The organism is Streptomyces sp. 1331.2 (assembly GCF_900199205.1).
Taxonomy (GTDB): domain Bacteria; phylum Actinomycetota; class Actinomycetes; order Streptomycetales; family Streptomycetaceae; genus Kitasatospora.
This window is the reverse complement of record NZ_OBMJ01000001.1, coordinates 4,198,530-4,214,783: the sequence shown is the minus strand read 5'-3', so window position 1 is coordinate 4,214,783 and position 16,254 is coordinate 4,198,530. Positions and strand designations below refer to the sequence as shown.

The 16,254-nt window shown below is 74.5% G+C and carries 15 protein-coding genes and 1 tRNA gene; 7 read left to right on the top strand and 9 right to left on the bottom strand.

Going from position 1 to position 16,254, the window contains the following annotated elements; all coding sequences use genetic code 11:
- Positions 1-65: 65 nt before the first annotated feature.
- Entirely contained in the window at positions 66-1,445 is a 1,380-nt protein-coding gene (locus CRP52_RS17945; protein WP_097237343.1) for a DUF1254 domain-containing protein, read from the bottom strand.
- Positions 1,446-1,592: 147 nt separating this feature from the next.
- Between CRP52_RS17945 and CRP52_RS17940 the strand changes: the two genes are divergently transcribed.
- Positions 1,593-2,633 (top strand): NAD-dependent epimerase/dehydratase family protein, encoded by a 1,041-nt coding sequence (locus CRP52_RS17940; protein WP_097237342.1) that lies wholly within the window; start codon positions 1,593-1,595, stop codon positions 2,631-2,633.
- 129 nt (positions 2,634-2,762) lie between these two features.
- On the opposite strand, the gene CRP52_RS17935 is transcribed toward CRP52_RS17940, so the two are convergent.
- From CRP52_RS17935 to CRP52_RS39645, 7 genes are all read right to left on the bottom strand, one after another.
- Positions 2,763-3,812 carry a family 2 encapsulin nanocompartment cargo protein polyprenyl transferase gene (locus CRP52_RS17935; protein ID WP_097237341.1) on the bottom strand — a complete coding sequence of 350 codons (1,050 nt, stop codon included), beginning with the start codon at positions 3,810-3,812 and terminating at the stop codon, positions 2,763-2,765.
- Positions 3,813-4,029: 217 nt separating this feature from the next.
- Positions 4,030-5,445: a family 2B encapsulin nanocompartment shell protein gene (locus tag CRP52_RS17930; RefSeq protein ID WP_097237340.1), complete on the bottom strand. Its 1,416-nt coding sequence runs from the start codon at positions 5,443-5,445 to the stop codon at positions 4,030-4,032.
- A 278-nt stretch (positions 5,446-5,723) separates the two neighbouring features.
- Complete coding sequence (locus CRP52_RS17925; protein WP_257032548.1) at positions 5,724-6,269, bottom strand: methylated-DNA--[protein]-cysteine S-methyltransferase; 546 nt, start codon at positions 6,267-6,269, stop codon at positions 5,724-5,726.
- Between the two features lie 182 nt (positions 6,270-6,451).
- Positions 6,452-6,685 (bottom strand): hypothetical protein, encoded by a 234-nt coding sequence (locus CRP52_RS17920; protein ID WP_097237338.1) that lies wholly within the window; start codon positions 6,683-6,685, stop codon positions 6,452-6,454.
- Between the two features lie 333 nt (positions 6,686-7,018).
- Positions 7,019-7,921 (bottom strand): serine/threonine-protein kinase, encoded by a 903-nt coding sequence (locus tag CRP52_RS17915; protein ID WP_097237337.1) that lies wholly within the window; start codon positions 7,919-7,921, stop codon positions 7,019-7,021.
- On the bottom strand, positions 7,921-9,753 hold the full coding sequence (locus CRP52_RS17910; protein WP_257032547.1) for an ABC transporter ATP-binding protein: 1,833 nt from the start codon (positions 9,751-9,753) through the stop codon (positions 7,921-7,923). Before CRP52_RS17910 ends, CRP52_RS17915 begins: the two co-directional genes overlap by 1 nt.
- Before the next feature lie 69 nt (positions 9,754-9,822).
- Entirely contained in the window at positions 9,823-9,954 is a 132-nt protein-coding gene (locus CRP52_RS39645) for a hypothetical protein (RefSeq protein ID WP_257032546.1), read from the bottom strand.
- A 414-nt stretch (positions 9,955-10,368) separates the two neighbouring features.
- Between CRP52_RS39645 and CRP52_RS17905 the strand changes: the two genes are divergently transcribed.
- From CRP52_RS17905 to CRP52_RS39640, 6 genes are all read left to right on the top strand, one after another.
- Positions 10,369-10,809 carry a Tat pathway signal sequence domain protein gene (locus CRP52_RS17905; RefSeq protein WP_143685773.1) on the top strand — a complete coding sequence of 147 codons (441 nt, stop codon included), beginning with the start codon at positions 10,369-10,371 and terminating at the stop codon, positions 10,807-10,809.
- Positions 10,796-11,686, top strand: a complete 891-nt coding sequence (locus tag CRP52_RS17900) for a class F sortase (protein ID WP_257032545.1) — start codon at positions 10,796-10,798, stop codon at positions 11,684-11,686. The genes CRP52_RS17905 and CRP52_RS17900 overlap by 14 nt, the downstream gene beginning before the upstream one ends.
- A gap of 236 nt (positions 11,687-11,922) precedes the next feature.
- On the top strand, positions 11,923-12,798 hold the full coding sequence (locus tag CRP52_RS17890) for a hypothetical protein (protein WP_143685772.1): 876 nt from the start codon (positions 11,923-11,925) through the stop codon (positions 12,796-12,798).
- Positions 12,795-13,607, top strand: a complete 813-nt coding sequence (locus CRP52_RS17885; protein WP_097237334.1) for a response regulator transcription factor — start codon at positions 12,795-12,797, stop codon at positions 13,605-13,607. The genes CRP52_RS17890 and CRP52_RS17885 overlap by 4 nt, the downstream gene beginning before the upstream one ends.
- Positions 13,604-14,809: a sensor histidine kinase gene (locus tag CRP52_RS17880; protein WP_097237333.1), complete on the top strand. Its 1,206-nt coding sequence runs from the start codon at positions 13,604-13,606 to the stop codon at positions 14,807-14,809. Before CRP52_RS17885 ends, CRP52_RS17880 begins: the two co-directional genes overlap by 4 nt.
- A gap of 441 nt (positions 14,810-15,250) precedes the next feature.
- Positions 15,251-15,841 carry a nuclease-related domain-containing protein gene (locus CRP52_RS39640; RefSeq protein WP_257032544.1) on the top strand — a complete coding sequence of 197 codons (591 nt, stop codon included), beginning with the start codon at positions 15,251-15,253 and terminating at the stop codon, positions 15,839-15,841.
- 109 nt (positions 15,842-15,950) lie between these two features.
- Here CRP52_RS39640 and CRP52_RS17870 read toward each other — a convergent pair.
- Positions 15,951-16,024 (bottom strand) — tRNA-Thr (locus CRP52_RS17870).
- Positions 16,025-16,254 lie beyond the last annotated feature (230 nt).

Genomic DNA, 16,254 nt, shown 5'->3' with positions numbered 1-16,254 from the left:
CGTACGGTCGGGGCGGGTCGGGCGGTCGGGTCGGGCGAGGGGGAAAGGGAGGGCGGGCGGGACGGTCAGCGCGGGTCGAGCGGCGGGAGGTGCCAGCGGCCGTCGAGGACGGACCGGTCGGGGCCGTAGAGCCGGAGCACCACGGTGAACGGGCCGTCCGGGGCGGGCAGCCAGTTCGCGGAGTGCTCGGCGTTCGCGGGCCGTTTGTGCCGGACGTGCAGGGTGAGGCCGCCGTCCGGGTCGCGGACCAGGTCGGGGGTGTGGTCGCCGATCGAGTAGCGGTCCAGGGGGTTGTCGACCAGCCGGTGCCCGGGGAGCGCGTAGAGGGTGACGGACCAGGAGAAGCGGGCCGGCGGCAGTCCGTCCGGCGCGAAGCGGATGACGTGGTCGCGGTCGCCGGCGTGGGGTGGGCGGTGGCCGGCGCTGTCCGCCTCCCAACGGCCGTACCAGACCTCCTCGGCGGGCAGACCGTGCAGGTCGAGCGCGGCGCCGACGGCCTGGCGGAGGAAGTCCGCGCCGATCTGCGCGCGGGTGCCGAACAGCGTGTTCCGGTCGCGGAGTTCGGCGGTGGCGCGGTCCAGCAGGGCACGGCCGTCGGCGATCCCGCGGGCGATCTCGGTGCGCACCTCCAACGGGAGGGCGGCGGGCTCGAACTCGCCGCGGCCGTCGATGCCGAGGTCGGTGAGGCGGCCGCGCAGGTCGTGCTCGGCGGGCGGCAGCGGGACGGGGCCGTCCGGCGGGAAGAAGCCGAGCAGGAAGTCGAGGAAGGCCAGGAACTCGATGCCGTCCGGGACTTCCTCGCGCCAGACCGGCCAGACCGGTTCGGGGGCGGGCTCGGGCGCGGGCGTGCCGGTGTGGGCGTGCAGCGGGCGCAGTCGGTACTGCTCCTGGACGGCGGCGAGTTCGGCGACCGCGGCGGCGGTGTTCCCGGTGAGCCGGGTGCGGCCGAGGACGCCGACCAGCCGGGTGGCGGTGCGGATCACGCTGCGGATGCCGGGCGGGGGCTCGCCCTGCCAGTCGGGGCCGGCCACCAGGTGGTCGCCGGCCTCCGCACCGGTGGTCCGGGAGCCGATGAACCCGGCGCACACGGTGTCGAGATCGTGGACGGGGAGGACGTGGTAGCGGTCCTCGGCGGGCACCGAGACCACCCAGGGCTCGGTGCGCAGATCGAGCCACGCGCGGGAGTACGGGGTGTCCCCGGCGTCGGTGTCGGCGGCGGGGGTGCCGGGGTCGGAGGCGGAGGCTTCGGCGGGAGTGTCGGCGGGGGTGGGCGGTTGCGGGTGGTGGCGGAAGACGCCGAAGCCGCCGACGTACGAGGGGTCCGCGTCGTCCAGGGCCTGGGCGTAGAGGGTCCGGTAGGTGCGCAGGAGCGGCTGGGCGCGGATCCAGGCCTCGGCGGCGGTCGCGCGGACGGTGGCCGGATCCACGAGTGCCGGGTTGACCATGCTGTCGCTCTCCCTGCCGAATCGGATCGAATCGGTACAGATCGGATGCTAAGGGGGGCGGGATGGGGTGGCATGTCGGATCGGGCGGGGATCTGCTGAGCGCTAATCCGGGCGTTCGGGTGGGACGACGAGGGGAGGGTGTCCGGTATGAAGATCCTTCTGCTCGGGGGTTCGTCCTTTCTCGGACGGGCCTACGCCGCCGAGGCCCTCGCCCGGGGCCACCAGGTGACCACCTTCAACCGCGGCCGCAGCGCCGGCGACCTGCCCGGTGTCGAAGCCGTCCGGGGCGACCGCGACAGCGCCGGGGACCTCGCCCGGCTGGTCGACGGCCGCCGCTGGGACGCCGTGGTCGACACCTCCGCCCAGCAGCCCGCCCAGGCCGCGCTCGCCGCCGGGCTGCTGCGCGAGCGGGCCGGCCACTACACCGTCGTCTCCTCGGTGCACGCCTTCGCCGACTGGCCCGCCCGGGTGATCGACGAGGACTCCCCGCGACACCCCTGCCCCGCCGACACCCCGCCCGGGCAGCCGCCCTCCACCGCCCTCAAGGCCGGCTGCGAGCGCGCCGTCCTGACAGGCTTCGGCGCCGAGCGCTCGCTGGTCCTCAACAGCGGACTGCTCATCGGACCGCACGAGAACGGCGGCCGGCTGCCCTGGTGGCTGGAACGGATGGCACGCGGCGGGCGGGTGCTCGCCCCCGGGGATCCTCAGCGGACCATGCAGGTCATCGACGTCCGGGACTTCGCCGCCTTCGGACTCGACCTGCTGACGGCCGGGACGGCGGGCCGGTTCGTCACCACGGCACCGCCCGGGCGACTGAGCTTCGGCGAGTGGCTGGAGACCAGTCGGGCGGTCGCGGGCACCGCGGACACCGAGTTGGTCTGGATCGCGGACGGGCCGTTGCTCGCCGAGGGGCCGGACCGGGTCGATCCGTGGAGCGAACTGCCGCTCTGGGCACCGGATCTGCCCGAGATGGCGGGCACCTGGCTGGCCGACACCGGCCGGGCGGAGGCAGCCGGGCTGCACTGCCGACCGTTCACCGAGACCGCGCGGGACACCTGGGAGTGGCTGCGGACGCGCGGACCGGCCGAGGACACCGACGCCGAGGGGCGGAAGGGACGGCCGGGGGCACCGGTGCGACAGGGCATCGAACCCGCGAAGGAGCGGCGACTGTTGGCCGCCTTCGGGTGAGCGGGGCGGCCCGGCGGGGGCGGGGTGTTCGGCGGGGAAGGCGGGACCGGTGAGACCGGTGAGACCGGTGGGGAAAGGCTTCGGAGTGGGAAGTCGGACGGGCCGACTTCCCACTCCGGAGCCGCGCGTTCAGTGCGTGCGGCGGGTGACCAGCTCGGCGAGGGCCAGCAGTTCGTCGGCCGCGGCGGGCTCCGGTACGGCGGCGGCGAGTTGCGCCATCGCCGCGGCCATCCGCTCGCAGGACTCGCCCTGCGCCCAGCCGCGGCCCCCGGCGGCCTCGACGGCGGCCGCACACCGGGCCAACTCCTCGGGGCTCAGCGGGCGTTCGAGCGCGTACAGCTCGGCCAGCCGCCTGCCGTCGACGGTGCCCGAGCCGAGCGCCGCAACCACCGGCAGCGACTTCTTCCGGGCGACCAGGTCCGCGCCGACCGGCTTGCCGGTCACCGCAGGATCCCCCCAGATGCCGATCAGGTCGTCGATCAGCTGGAACGCCAGGCCGATCTCCCGCCCGAAACCGTCCATCGCCTGCGCGGCCTCCTCGGACGCACCCCCGTACAGGGCACCCATCGCGCAGGCGGCGCCGAGCAGGGCACCGGTCTTGGCCTCCGCCATCGCCAGGCACTCGGGCAGCGAGACGTCGTTGCGCTGCTCGAAGGCGCAGTCGATCTGCTGGCCCTCGCAGAGCTCGACCACGCAGTCGGCGAGCCGGCGGATCGAGCCGTGGGCGGCCGGGTGGCTGTCCTCGGCGAGCAGGCGCAGCGCGAGGGAGTGCATGGCGTCACCGGCCAGGATGGCCTCGGTGGTGCCGAACACCCGCCAGGCGGTGGGCCGGTGGCGGCGGGTGTCGTCCCGGTCGATGACGTCGTCGTGGAGCAGCGTGAAGTTGTGCACCAGCTCGACGGCGGCGGCCGCGGCGGCGGCCTCGCTCGGCGTCCCGCCCAGGGCCTGGGCGGCGGCGAGGACCAGGGCCGGCCGGATCGCCTTGCCGGCGGGGGCCGCGGCCGGGGTGCCGTCCGCCTCCCACCAGCCGAAGTGGTAGCCGGCGACCTTGCGCATCGTGCCGGGCAGCGAGTCGACGGCGGTCCGCATGACCGGGTCGACCAGCGCGCGGGCGCGGGCGAGGATGTCCGCCGCCTCGTGCCCCTCCTTGTGGTCCCGCTCCAGCGTGGGACTCGTCATGGGTCTCTCCCCCTTGTTGACGCCTGTCGTGGGTTGGCCCGGCATGGCGGGCCGGGGTTGCGCTGTGGGTGTCGGGCGCGGGGCCGGATGCGTGGGGACGTGCCGGGCGCATCGGGACGTGCGGGCGCGTCGGGACGTGCCCGGACGCGCCGTCCGGCCGGGGCGTGGGCGGTACCCCCGGCCGGACGGCGCGGATCTGCGGCGGCCCCGGCGGCCGTCAGCGCTGCGCGATGTCCACGTTCTCCAGGACGCCGACCGCGTCCGGCACCAGGATCGCGGCGGAGTAGTAGGCGCTCACCAGGTAGGAAATGATGGCCTTGTCGTCGATTCCCATGAAACGCACCGAAAGGCTCGGCTGGTATTCATCCGGAATTCCGGTCTGGTGCAGGCCGATGACGCCCTGGTTGTCCTCGCCGATTCGCATCGCGAGGATCGAGGTGGTGTTCCCGACGACCGGGATCTTGTTGCACGGAAAGACCGGCACGCCGCGCCAGGCCGTGACCTGCTTGCCGTCGACCTCGACCGTGCCCGGGTAGATGCCGCGCTTGTTGAGCTCCCGGCCGAAGGCGGCGATGGCCTTGGGGTGGGCCAGGAACATCCGGGTGCTGCGGCGGCGGCTGAGCAGCTCGTCCATGTCGTCCGGGGTGGGCGGGCCGGAGTGGGTCTGGATCCGCTGGTCGTACGCGGCGTTCTCCAGCAGGCCGAACTCGGGGTTGTTGATGAGCTCGTGCTCCTGGCGCTCGCGCAGGGCCTCGATGGTCAGCCGGAGCTGGTGCTCGGTCTGGTTCATCGGCTGGTTGTAGAGGTCGGCGACGCGGGAGTGGACCTTGAGGATGGTCTGCGCGACGCTCAGCTCGTACTCGCGGGGCTTGAGCTCGTAGTCCACGAAGGTGCCGGGCAGCTCGTACTCGCCCTGGTGGCCGGCCGAGAGGTCGATCGCGGCCTCGCCGTGCTTGTTCTGCGCCTGCTGGAAGCCGTTCAGGTACTCCATGACCTGCAGCTGCAGCGCCTCGGAGCGGTCGTGCAGCTCCTGGAAGGAGGGCCAGGCCAGCGACATCACGGTGCCGGAGGTCGCGGCGCGGACGGTGTACGGCCAGGTGCCGTCGTCCTGCTGGAGCGCCTCGTCGCCGAGGTGGTCGCCGTCGGCGAGGGTGCCGACCACCGTCTCCTCGCCGTACTTGCCGGTGCCCAGGCGGTCGAGCTTGCCGTGCGCGATCAGGAGGACCTCGCTGATCGGCGTGCCGGCCTGGACCAGGACCTCCCCGGCGGCGAACTCCCGCTGGGTGAAGCGGGAGGCCAGCTCCTCCAGCACGGCCTCGTCCTGGAAGCCGCGCAGCACCGGCACCTCGGCGAGCGTCGGCGGGACGATCCGCACCTCGGCGCCCGTCTTGACGAAACTCACCCGACCGCGGCCGACCGAGTAGCGCAGGCGGCGGTTGACCCGGTAGGTGCCGGCGTGCACCTGCACCCAGGGCAGCTTCCTGAGCAGCCAGCGGGGGCTGATGCCCTGCATCTGCGGCGCGGACTTGGTGGTCGTGGCGAGGTTCCGCGCGCCCGCCGTGCTCAGACTCTGCTGTCGGATCTCCTCCTGCGCGCCCGGAGCAGGAATACCGGCATTGGTTTCGGTCGACATGATGGGGAGCCCTTCGCATGCCTGATGAAGTGTCGCGTTGCACATTCGTCTTGCAGCTTCATGGTGGGCCCATTCGACGGGCTCCGCAATCACTCGTTCGAGTGGTTCAGAATAACCGAACAAATAGTACGAATAGATCACCTGATCGATATTCGATCGACTGTTTTCGACTATTTATTCGAACGACTCGGAATCCCGCCGCCCATCTTCCCCCACCAGGGCCGCCGTCCGCGCCACCGCCCACGCCACCCGACGCCGCCCCCGCGCCAACTCCCGCCCTACAGCGGCCCGTTCCAGTCGAGCGTCGGCTCCAGGACGCCCTCCAGGGTGAGCAGCCAGCGCTTCACCTCGATCCCGACCCGCCCGCCGCCGAAGCCGCCGATCCCGTCCGCCGCCACCACCCGGTGACAGGGCACCAGCAGGGCGACGGGGTTGGCGGCCATCATCTGCCCGACCGTCCGGGCGGCCAGGCCGGGCTCCTCGACGCCCTCGAACACCCCGCTGCGGGCGGCCAGTTCGCCGTACGTGATGGTCCGGCCGTACGGCACCTCGCGCCAGAGCGTCTGCAGGACGGTGCGGTGCGGCCCGGAACTCAGGCTCCAGTCGATCGGCAGGCCCAACTCGCGGGTGCGGCCCGCCAGATAGGCGCCAAGCCGCTCGGTGACGGCGGCGGCCTTGGACGCGTCGGTGCACGGGGGCACCTCGCCCTCGCGCCCGCCGTACCCGGCCGCCGCCACGCCGAGCGGGGTCACCGCGATGTGCATCGGACCGCTGGGCAGCGGCGTGGGCACGGTCAGCCAGGACATCGACCAGGACTGCGGCACGCTCGGGCCCCCACCCTCCGCCGGACCGGCCGCCGGCCACCCCGGCATCCGGAGGGCATCCCCGCCCCGCGCGCCATCGTACGGCCGGCGGGAGCCGGGGCGGGCGGCTCCGGGGTCGGGGTCGGGGTCGCGGGCGGCTCCGGGGTCGGGTCGGGGGTGGCCGGCGGTGTGGGGGGCTTCGGTCAGAGCCGCCCCTTCAGCCGGGTGGCGAGCCCCTGGGCCCAGTGCACCAGGTCGGCGCGGTCCGGGGTGCGGCCCTCGCAGAGCAGCGCGAGCTGCGCGTCGTTGATCCGGTTCGGCCCCGGGATCTCCAGCAGGTACGCCAGTTCGGCCAGGACGATGGCGAGCCGGTCGGCGTCCGTGTGGTCCAGGGTGACCGCGGACTCGTGGTGGCTGATGGTGAGCGAACCGGGCATTGGTCGACCTCCTCCGGAACCCCCGCCCCTCCACCGTACGGCCGGGTCGGCCGCCCCGCCCGCCGCGGAGGCCTGCGTGCGCGGGTGGGGCAGCCGGTTGCGCTCCGGGGCCGGCCGGGCGCGGTGCGCGGTCGATCGCACCGGCGGGCCGGGGGTGCGCCCCGAAGCCGTCCGAGGGGTGTCGGTCAGCTGTCCGGACCTCCCTCCCAGCGGCGGTGCCGTACCGCCGGTACGGCCAACACTACGACTCCGACCGCCAGTTGCCAGGGTGATCCGAACATATGTAGCGTGTCCACGCCAAATCGGTCGGCGAGCCGCCCGGCCGTGGGGAGTTCAGCCCTCGCCGTCCTCCGGCGCCGGCACCGCGCGGCGGCCCTGCGGGAGCAACCGGTCGAGAGCTTCCGCCAGTTCGGGCAGCGTCGGGCGCTCCTCCGGGGCGAGGCGCAGGCAGGCGTCGATGGCGGCGGCGAGCGAGCGGGGGAGGCGGCGGCTGCGGGACACCGGCGGTGCCGGAGCGATCGGAGGAGCCGGGCTCACCGGCTCGTCGCCGGAGGGAACGTCGCCGGAGGGACCGTCGCCGAAGGGAAGTTCGCCGGTGGCCGCCTCGTAGAGGGTGATGCCGATGCCCCAGACGTCGGTGGCCGACGTGAGGAGGCCGCCGGAGGCCTGTTCCGGGGCGAGGTAGCCGTCGGTGCCGATGCCGGGGGTGCCCGGGCCCGGGGGGCGGGCGATGCTGAGGTCGAGCACCTTGGCGTGGCGGCAGTCGATCACGATGTTGGAGGGCTTGAGGTCGAGGTGGAGCAGGCCCTGCCCGTGCAGGTAGTGCGTCGCCGAGCAGACGTGCAGTCCGAGCAGGGCCAGGTCGGCGGCGGCCGGGCGGCGCGGCCCGGTGTCGAGCAGGTGGGCGAGGGTCTCGCCGGTGAGGGTCTCCTGCACCGCGTACGGCTGCGGGCGTTCGCCGGTGCCGTAGCCGCGGACCAGGTGGGGATGGGTGAACTCGGTCAGCCAGCGGCCCTCGCGGAGCAGGCGTTCGCGCAGTCGGCGTTCGCGGCGGCGGTCGGGCCGGACCACCTTGACCACGCAGCGGCAGTCCCGTTCTTCGCTCCAGCAGTCGTAGACGTCCAGCCAGCCGGTGCGGCACAGGTGGGCCAGGACCGGGTAGCCGGGGGCGATGGACTCCCCGGCGGAGAACGGCGGCCGGGGACTCGTCGGGCCGCCTCGCGGAGCACGCCCCATCAGGCCACCTCCCGGAGCGGCGACCGGTGCAGCCGGTCGAGCCGGGCGTAGCCGTCGTCGCGGGCCAGCAGTTCCCGGTGGGTACCGCGGGCGACGACGCGGCCTTCGTGGAGCAGCACGATCCGGTCCGCGTTCCGTACGGTGAGCAGGTTGTGCGAGATGATGATCGTCGTACGGCCGCTCATCAGCCGCCCCAGCGGCTCCAGGATCCGCTGCCCGGACTCCACGTCCAGCCCCGTGGTCGGCTCGTCCAGCAGCAGCACGGGCGCGTCCCGGACCATCGCGCGGGCGATCGCGATCCGCTGCCGCTGCCCGCCGGACAGCAGGCCGCCGTGCCGGCCGACCAGCGTGTCGTAGCCCTCCGGCAGCCGGCTGACGAACTCGTGCGCGTCAGCGGCCTTGGCGGCGGCGAGGATCTGCGCGTCGCTCGCGCCCGGCCGCCCGTAGGCGATGTTCTCCCGGACGGTGCCGTGGATCACCAGGGTGTCCTGCAGCAGCACCGCGATGTGTTCGCGCAGGTCGGCCAGGGCCAGTTCGCGCAGGTCGATGCCGTCCAGCCGGACGGCCCCGCGCTCCGGGTCGTAGAAGCGCAGCAGCAGCCTGGCGACCGTCGACTTGCCCGCCCCGCTCTCCCCCACCAGGGCGACCGTCTCGCCGGGCTCGGCCCGGAAGGACACGTCGAACAGCGCCACCCGGGTCGTGTCCGGGTAGCGGAACCACACCCCGTCGAAGGCCACCGCGCCGTGCGTCCGGCCAGGGCGCAGCGGGACCGGCGGATCGGCCACCTGCGGCCGCTGGTCGAGCAGTTCGATGATCCGCTCGGCGGAGGCCGAGGCGGAGTAGAAGCCGTTGCTGAGCCGCGAGATCCCCCGGATCGGGCCGTACAGCCGGCTCAACAGGGCGACGAAGACGAGGAGTTCGCCGAGGGTCAGCCGGTTGTGGACCAACTCCCAGGCGCCCAGGCCGAGCACGATCAGCGCGCCGACCAGCTCCAGCAGCTCCACGATCGGCGCGAACAGCGCCCGCAGCCGGGTCGCCGCCATGGTCGCCCGGAACCGTGCCAGGCTCTCCCGGCGGAAGCGTTCCTGCTCCCAGCCCTGCCGGTTGTACGCCTGCACCAGCGCGATGTTGCCCAGCGTCTCCTCGGCGAGCGCGCTCACCGAACCGGTGCGCCGCCGCCGCTCCCGCGACGCCGCCTTCACCAGCGTCGAGAAGCGCCGCGCCGTGAGCCAGAACACCGGCGCCACCACCAGGGCCACCGCGGCGAGGTCCCAGCGCAGGTAGAACAGCACCCCCAGGAAGACGGCCAGCTCGGCGACGTACGCGACCGCGTCCAGGACGCCCGAGAGGAGGAAGGTCTCGACCGCCTCCACGTCCGACGTCAGCCGCGACAGGACGTCGCCGAGCCGCCGCCGCTCGAAGAAGCCCAGGGAGAGCCCCTGCAGATGACGGAACACGTCCGTGCGCAGGGCGAGCAGGAAGCGCTCGCTGACCCAGGCCGAGGTCGTCTCGTCGGCGAAGCGCAGGCCCCCTGCCATCAGCGTCAGCCCGGCGTAGCCGAGCGCGACCGGCAGGAACAGCCCGAGGTTGCGCGGCACCAGCACGTCGTCGACGACGACCTTGAACAGCCAGATCGCGGCCGCGTCGACCACCGGCCCGAGCAGAACGAACCCCAGCAGCAGGACCAGCCAGCGCCGACCCCCGCGGGTGTAGGGCCAGAACCGCCCGAACACCCGCCGCAGCGGGACGGCCGGGGCCGGCTCGACGACCTGATCCACGCGGCCGTCGCCGTCACTCCCGTCGACGGCCATCAGCCGCCGCAGCGACCACACGGTACGAGTCCAGACCCCGGAACCTGGCCGGGCCAGTGACGGCCCGGCCCGGACAGGACGGCGACGCCGTCAGTGCCGCGAGTTGCTTCCACGGCGGCGACGACGGCGGTCGTTCGTCTTCGAATGACTGGTCTTCGTGCCGGAACCGGCCCGCTTGCGCGGGTGCCGCATCGCCGGCAGCAGGTTGGCGAGGATGCTCATCACTACCACCTCTCTGTTGGTTCGGTCTTTCCCCCACCCATGGGTACGCAGCGGGCAGCGGGGGTGCTCACCGGGCGGGGGAGGTGTTACGGGCGCCGGGTTGTTACGGGCGGCCGGTCGTTACACAGCCGATGGGCGGCCGTGACACGACCGGCCGAGGGCCGCGACACGGCTCTCCTACCGTCACTGTCGACGCCCCGGGCCGTACGGCCGGAGGGCGTCCGCGACGAGGACGTCCGCGTTCGGCGCCGACGACGGACGTCAGCGACCACGCCGCGTTCCGTGTCCCGCGACCTGCGTCCGGCGACCCGCGTCCTGCGGAGTCCCGCACGACGCGGTCCGCGACGCCGCCCGGCGTGACGCGATCCGAACACATGAAGACCGACCTGGATACCGATCCGGATGGAGAACACCATGAGCAGGAGCCGTACCGACCGCTCCCCCGCCCGCCGCGTCCTGGCGGCCTGCGCCCTGACCGGGGCCGCGCTGCTGGCCGCCGTCACCGGCGGACAGGCGTGGGCCGACGGCGCTCCGAAGCCCGTCGCGACCGCCCCGGGAGCCGCTGCCTCCCCGGCCGCGGGCACCGCGGGGGTCGCCACTCCGACGGCCACCCCGAAGGCCCGGGAGGCCGCCCCCGTGTCCCCGGTGGCCACCGCCACACCGTCTCCGCTGGCGCCCAAGGGTGCCCAGCCGCAGGTCCGCGAGGTGCCGAAGGGCGCCGCGCAGGCCGGTGACGGCTCCGGTGCCGCCGACGGCTCCGGCCTGATGCTCGCGGGCGGCGGCGCCGTCGCGGCCGTCGGCGCCGGGGCGCTGGGCTTCGCCGTCCTGCGCCGCCGCTCCGGTGCGCGCGGCTGACACCGGTCCCGAGTCCGCCGGGCACCCCGGCGCCGTTCCCCCGCACCCGGCCAGTCCGGGGAACGGCGCCGGGGCCGCCCCGACGGCGGGGACCGGAAGCCGCGGCAGCACCCGCGCCGAACGGGCCCGCGGGGGCGGTCGCGGAGGCGGGCACGGAGGCGGTCGCGGACGGCGCCGCGCCGCCAAGCCCGGCCCGAGCGTCCTGCGCCGTACGGCCTTCGGCACGGCGGGCCTGCTCTGCCTGGTGCTCGGCACCTCGCTGGCACTGTCCGGCCGGGAGGCCCCGGTGGTGCGGATCGAGTCCTCGGGGCACGGCACCGGCGCGAACACCGCGCCGTCTGCGCCCACGACCGGCGCCAGCGGTACCACCGGAAGCACCGGAACTGCTGGTACCACTGGGACCACCCCCGCCACCGCCCCGAAGCCGTACGCCCCCTCCCCGCCGACCCGCCTGCTCGTCCCCGCCGCCGGGGTGGACGCCCCGGTGACCGGCCTCGGCCTGAACGCAGACGGGACGGTCCAGGTGCCGCCGGCCGACCGGGGCGAGGAGGTCGGCTGGTACCGCAACGGCCCCGCCCCGGGCGAGACCGGGCCCGCCGTCCTCATCGGGCACCTCGACACCGTGCACGGCCCGGCCGTCTTCCGGCAGCTGCCGAAGCTGCAGCCCGGTGCGCTGATCCAGGTGCGGCGCGCGGACGGCAGCACCGTGGACTTCAAGGTCCGCACCCTGCTCCAGGCCGCCAAGAACGACTTTCCCACCGAGCAGGTCTACGGCGACACGCCCGCGCCCGCGCTGCGGCTGATCACCTGCGGCGGGCGGATCGGCTCGGACGGCCACTGGACGGACAACATCATCGTCCTGGCGGACCTGGCCTGAGCCGGCCTCAAGCCCGCCCCGGGAACCACCACCAGCCGCCCGGGCGACCTACCAGCAGGACGGCCACGGGACGATCCACCGGGCGCCACCAGCACCGGTACCGGCAGCAACACCGGTACCGACACCGGCACCGCCACCGGCACAGGCACCGACACCGGCACCGCCACCGGCACAGGCACCGCCACAGGCACCGGCACAGGCACCGGCACCGCAGACCAGGAGGACGAGCACCGACCGTGGCAGCACCACCCGCACCCCGTCGCCGGCCCGGCGCCGTCCCCGTGGCGGCCCTGGCCGGCCTGGTCGTCCTCCTCGCCCTCGCCGCCCTGGCCTTCGGCCGGGCCACCCCCGGCGGCCTGCGGGACCACGGCCCGGCCCATCCCGTCACGCCGCCGCCCGTCCCCCGGCCGCTCTGGCCGGACCTGGCCCCCTCGCCGTCGCCCACCCCGCCCGGCTCCGGGTCCGCCGGCGCCACCCAGGCGCCGCCGGAGCCCGTCCCGGACCTAACCGTCCCCGGGCACGACCTCACCGCGGTCGACGTCCGTGCCCTCCTCACCAAGGACCCGGCGCTGACCCCAGAGGAGCGCAGGACGCTCGGCACCTCCACCGGGTCCGACGCCCGCGCCCCCGAGATCCGCGCCCCGGAGTTCCGCGACCTCACCGGGGACGGCCGACCCGAGCTGATCACCACCGTCACCACCCCGGGGCCGGTGTTCCTGCACGTCTACACCCTCGTCGAGGACCGCGTCGTGCCCATCCTGTCGGTGCAGGTCCAACGGACCTTCAACGCCGCGACCATCGGCTCCGACCTGGTGCTGTACGAGTCGACCGGCGTCTACGTCCGGACCACCAGCCACTACCGCTGGGACGGGGTCCGGCTCGTCCTGCTGGAGCGGAAGGACGAGGGTTTGGGTGTCCTGCCGCCCACCGGCCCCACCGGCCCGGACTCCCTCCAGACGCCCACCGCCACCCCCAAGCCCGCGGCCACGCCGTCCGGCCCCGACGTCGTCGGCCCGCGACCGGCCCCCGGGGGAGCCGTCCCGTCCCCGCGCGCACCCGAGCCGACCAGCCGGCCCTCCGCCCCCACCGTGACCCCGGAGCCGAAGCGATGACCCCCGCACCGCACCCCGCCGCCACCCCCGCCCACCCGCACATCCTGCTGGTCGAGGACGACGAGGTGATCCGCGAGGCCACCCGGATGGCCCTGGAACGCTACGGCTTCCCGGTCAGCACGGCCGCCGACGGGCTGGAGGGGCTGGAGGCCTTCCACGCCGTACGGCCCGACCTGCTCCTGCTGGACGTGATGCTGCCGCTGCTCGACGGGGTCGGCCTGTGCCGCCGGATCCGCGAGGAGAGCCAGCTGCCGATCCTGATGATGTCGGCGCGCACCGACCCGGTGGACGTGGTCTCCGGGCTGGAGGCGGGCGCGGACGACTACGTCGTCAAGCCCTTCGAGAGCGCCGTACTGGTCGCCCGGATCCGTACCGTGCTGCGCCGCATCCCCGTCGCGCCCGCGACCGTCACCCCCGAGCCCCCGCCCGCCGACGCCGCCGAGCCCGTGCCGTCCGGCTCGGAAACCCCGTCGATCCAGTCGGCCCCGGCGACCCCGCCGATCCCGCCGCCCTCCCCTGCCCTCCGCAGCTTCGACGGCCTGCAGGTCGACACCGAGAGCATGGAGGTCCGGGTGGACGGCCGCCTCGTCCCGCTCACCCCCACCGAACTGCGGCTGCTGCTGGAGTTCACCGCTGCGCCCGGCATCGTGCTGGAACGTTCCACCCTGCTCGAACGGGTCTGGGACTACGAGTGGGGCGCCGACACCCGGGTCGTGGACGTCCACGTGCAGCGGCTGCGCGCCAAGATCGGCTCCGGCCGGATCGAGACCGTCCGCGGCTTCGGCTACAAGCTGCGGCGCCCGGCATGACCCTGCGCCGCCAGATCGCCACCGCCGTCGCAGCCATCTCCGTCCTGGTCGCGGTGGCCGTCGGCCTGCTGGTCCACCAGGCGATGATCCGTCAGCACGTCGACCAGGCCCGTGCCACGGCGCTCTCCGCCCTGGACTCCTCCCTGGCCGGCTACGCCCGCGGTGACGATCCGACCGGCCGGGGCGCCACCCTGGACGACCCGGCCCTGCCCGAGCGGCTGCGCGCCCTCGCCTCCGGCGGCCGGCAGGGCTCGCTGCTCGCGACCGACGGCAGGGGCGAGTCCCTGTGGGCGGCCGGCCCGGTGGAGCACGGGGTGCTCTCCGTCCGGGTGGACTTCGCCCAGGACCGGCAGGCCATCGCCGACCTCGACCGGATCATCCTGCTCACCGTCGTCGCCGCGGTCTTCACCACCGTGCTGGCCGGCGTGCTCGTCGCCGACCGGATCAGCCGCCGCCTGCGCACCGCGGCCGTCGCCGCCCGGGACATCGCCGCCGGCGGGACGGACACCCGGATCGGCGAGCTCGTCGACGGCAAGGACGAGGTCGCCGACCTCGCCGCCGCCGTCGACCAGATGTCCCGCACCCTGCACCGCCGGCTGGCCGACGAACAGCGCTTCACCGCGGACGTCGCCCACGAACTGCGCACCCCGCTGACCGGCCTGGTCACCGCCGCCGAGCTCCTGCCGCCCGGCCGCCCCACCGAACTCGTCCGCAACCGGGTCCAGGCCCTGCGCGGCCTGGTCGAGGACCTGTTGGAGGTCTCCCGCCTGGACGCGGACGCCGAGGCCCCCGACCTCTCCGCCATCCCGCTGGAACGCGCCGTACGCCGGACCGTCTCCCTCACCGGACTGGACGTCACCGTCGAGGTCGCCGCCGACCTCCGGGTCCGCACCGACCTGCGCCGGCTGGACCGCATCCTCGGCAACCTGCTCCTCAACGCCCACCGCCACGGCGCCGCCCCGGTCCACCTGCACGTCGACGGCCGCCGCATCACCGTCCGCGACCACGGCCCCGGCTACCCCGACGACCTCCTCCGGCACGGCCCCCAGCGCTTCCGCACCAACGCCCCCGAACGCGGCCGCGGCCACGGCCTCGGCCTCACCATCGCCACCGGCCACGCCCGCGTCATCGGCGCCACCCTCACCTTCACCAACCACCCCACCGGCGGCGCCACCGCCACCCTCACCCTCCCCCCGGACTGATCCCCGACCCGTCCCCGACCCGTCCCCGGCGTTCCCGCCGATCGGTGCGTGGGCATGCTCACCACGCCGGGGAGGGCATGCCGGAGGGGGGCTCATGACGGAACTGGTGGTCAAGCCTTGGCAGGTGCCGGGGAAGGAGCGGCTGTACGTCAACAAGGCCGGTGTCCGCGGGGATTCGGTGGCCTGGCTGGACTGCAGGACGGGCGTCGTGACGGTCGACGTCCCGGAGTTCGAGGCGCCGGCGCTGGCCAGGGTCGAGGCGTGGTGCCGGACCTCCGGCCGTCACGTCCCACCCCGCACCGTCCGGCGGCGAGGGGCGGGCCGGGGAGCCGGCCGGGGAGAGCAGCACCGGCCCGTCCCCCGAGGATCCCGTTCCTCCCCCCGCTGTGCGCGGAGGACGACCTCGCGCGGAACCGGCCCGGCGCCGGGCTGGAGAGCCTGGTGCGCGAGGGCGAGGAGCGGTACGGGCGGCTCGTCCGCCTCGCTGCCCGGCTCTCCCGTCAGCGCCTCGGCGATTCGAGCACGCTCCGCGGCCTGGAGGGCGAGCGCTTCGTCGGGGCCCGGCTGGAGCCGCTGAGGGCCGCCGGCTGGAAGGTCCTGCACGGGGTGCCGCTGCCGTCCGGGTCCGACATCGACCACCTGGTGATCGGCCCGCCGGGCGTCTTCACGGTCAACTCCAAGCACCACCCGGGCGCCACCGTCTGGGTCGGCGACAAGGTCGTGAAGGTCAACCGCAACGGCTACCCGTACGTGGAGAACTCCGAGTTCGAGGCGAGCCGCACCGCCCGGCTGCTCACCGAGTGGTGCGGCTTCGAGGTGCCGGTCCACCCCGTCATCGCCGTCGTCGGCGCCCGGCGGATCACCCTCGGCGCCACCCCGCCGGTGACGGTCGTCGACGCCGAACGGATCGCCGACGTCCTGCCCACCCACCCGCCGGCGCTCCCCCCGAACCGGGTGGACCAGGTCTTCACCGTCGCCCGCCACCGCTACGTCTGGGCCCAGTCGGACCGCCGCAACCGCAAGCCCCGCTGACCCACCCCGCCCCCCGACACGTCCCAACCCGGCCCAACTCGGCCCCCCGACAACGCCGAAGGGCCGACCCGCCCGGCATCACCCCGGCGAATCGGCCCTCCGTCCACTGAGCCCCCTGTCGGGTTCGAACCGACGACCCCCGCTTTACAAGAGCGGTGCTCTGGCCAGCTGAGCTAAGGAGGCACGGTGGCCGTCCGCGACGGATCACGGCGGCACCGGGGGCAGTCTACCGGGCCTGGGTGGTGGGGTGGTGGGATATCCGGGGGTTGGTGGGGTGGGTGGGCGTGATGGAACCGATGCCGAAATCGGGTCGGCGGGGGGCTGACAAGCGGCGGATGCGCAGGTAGCGTCGCCGGGAGTCGGGCTGTGCAGTGGTTCAGACCACTGACGGGCCGGCGGAGCAGAACAGACAC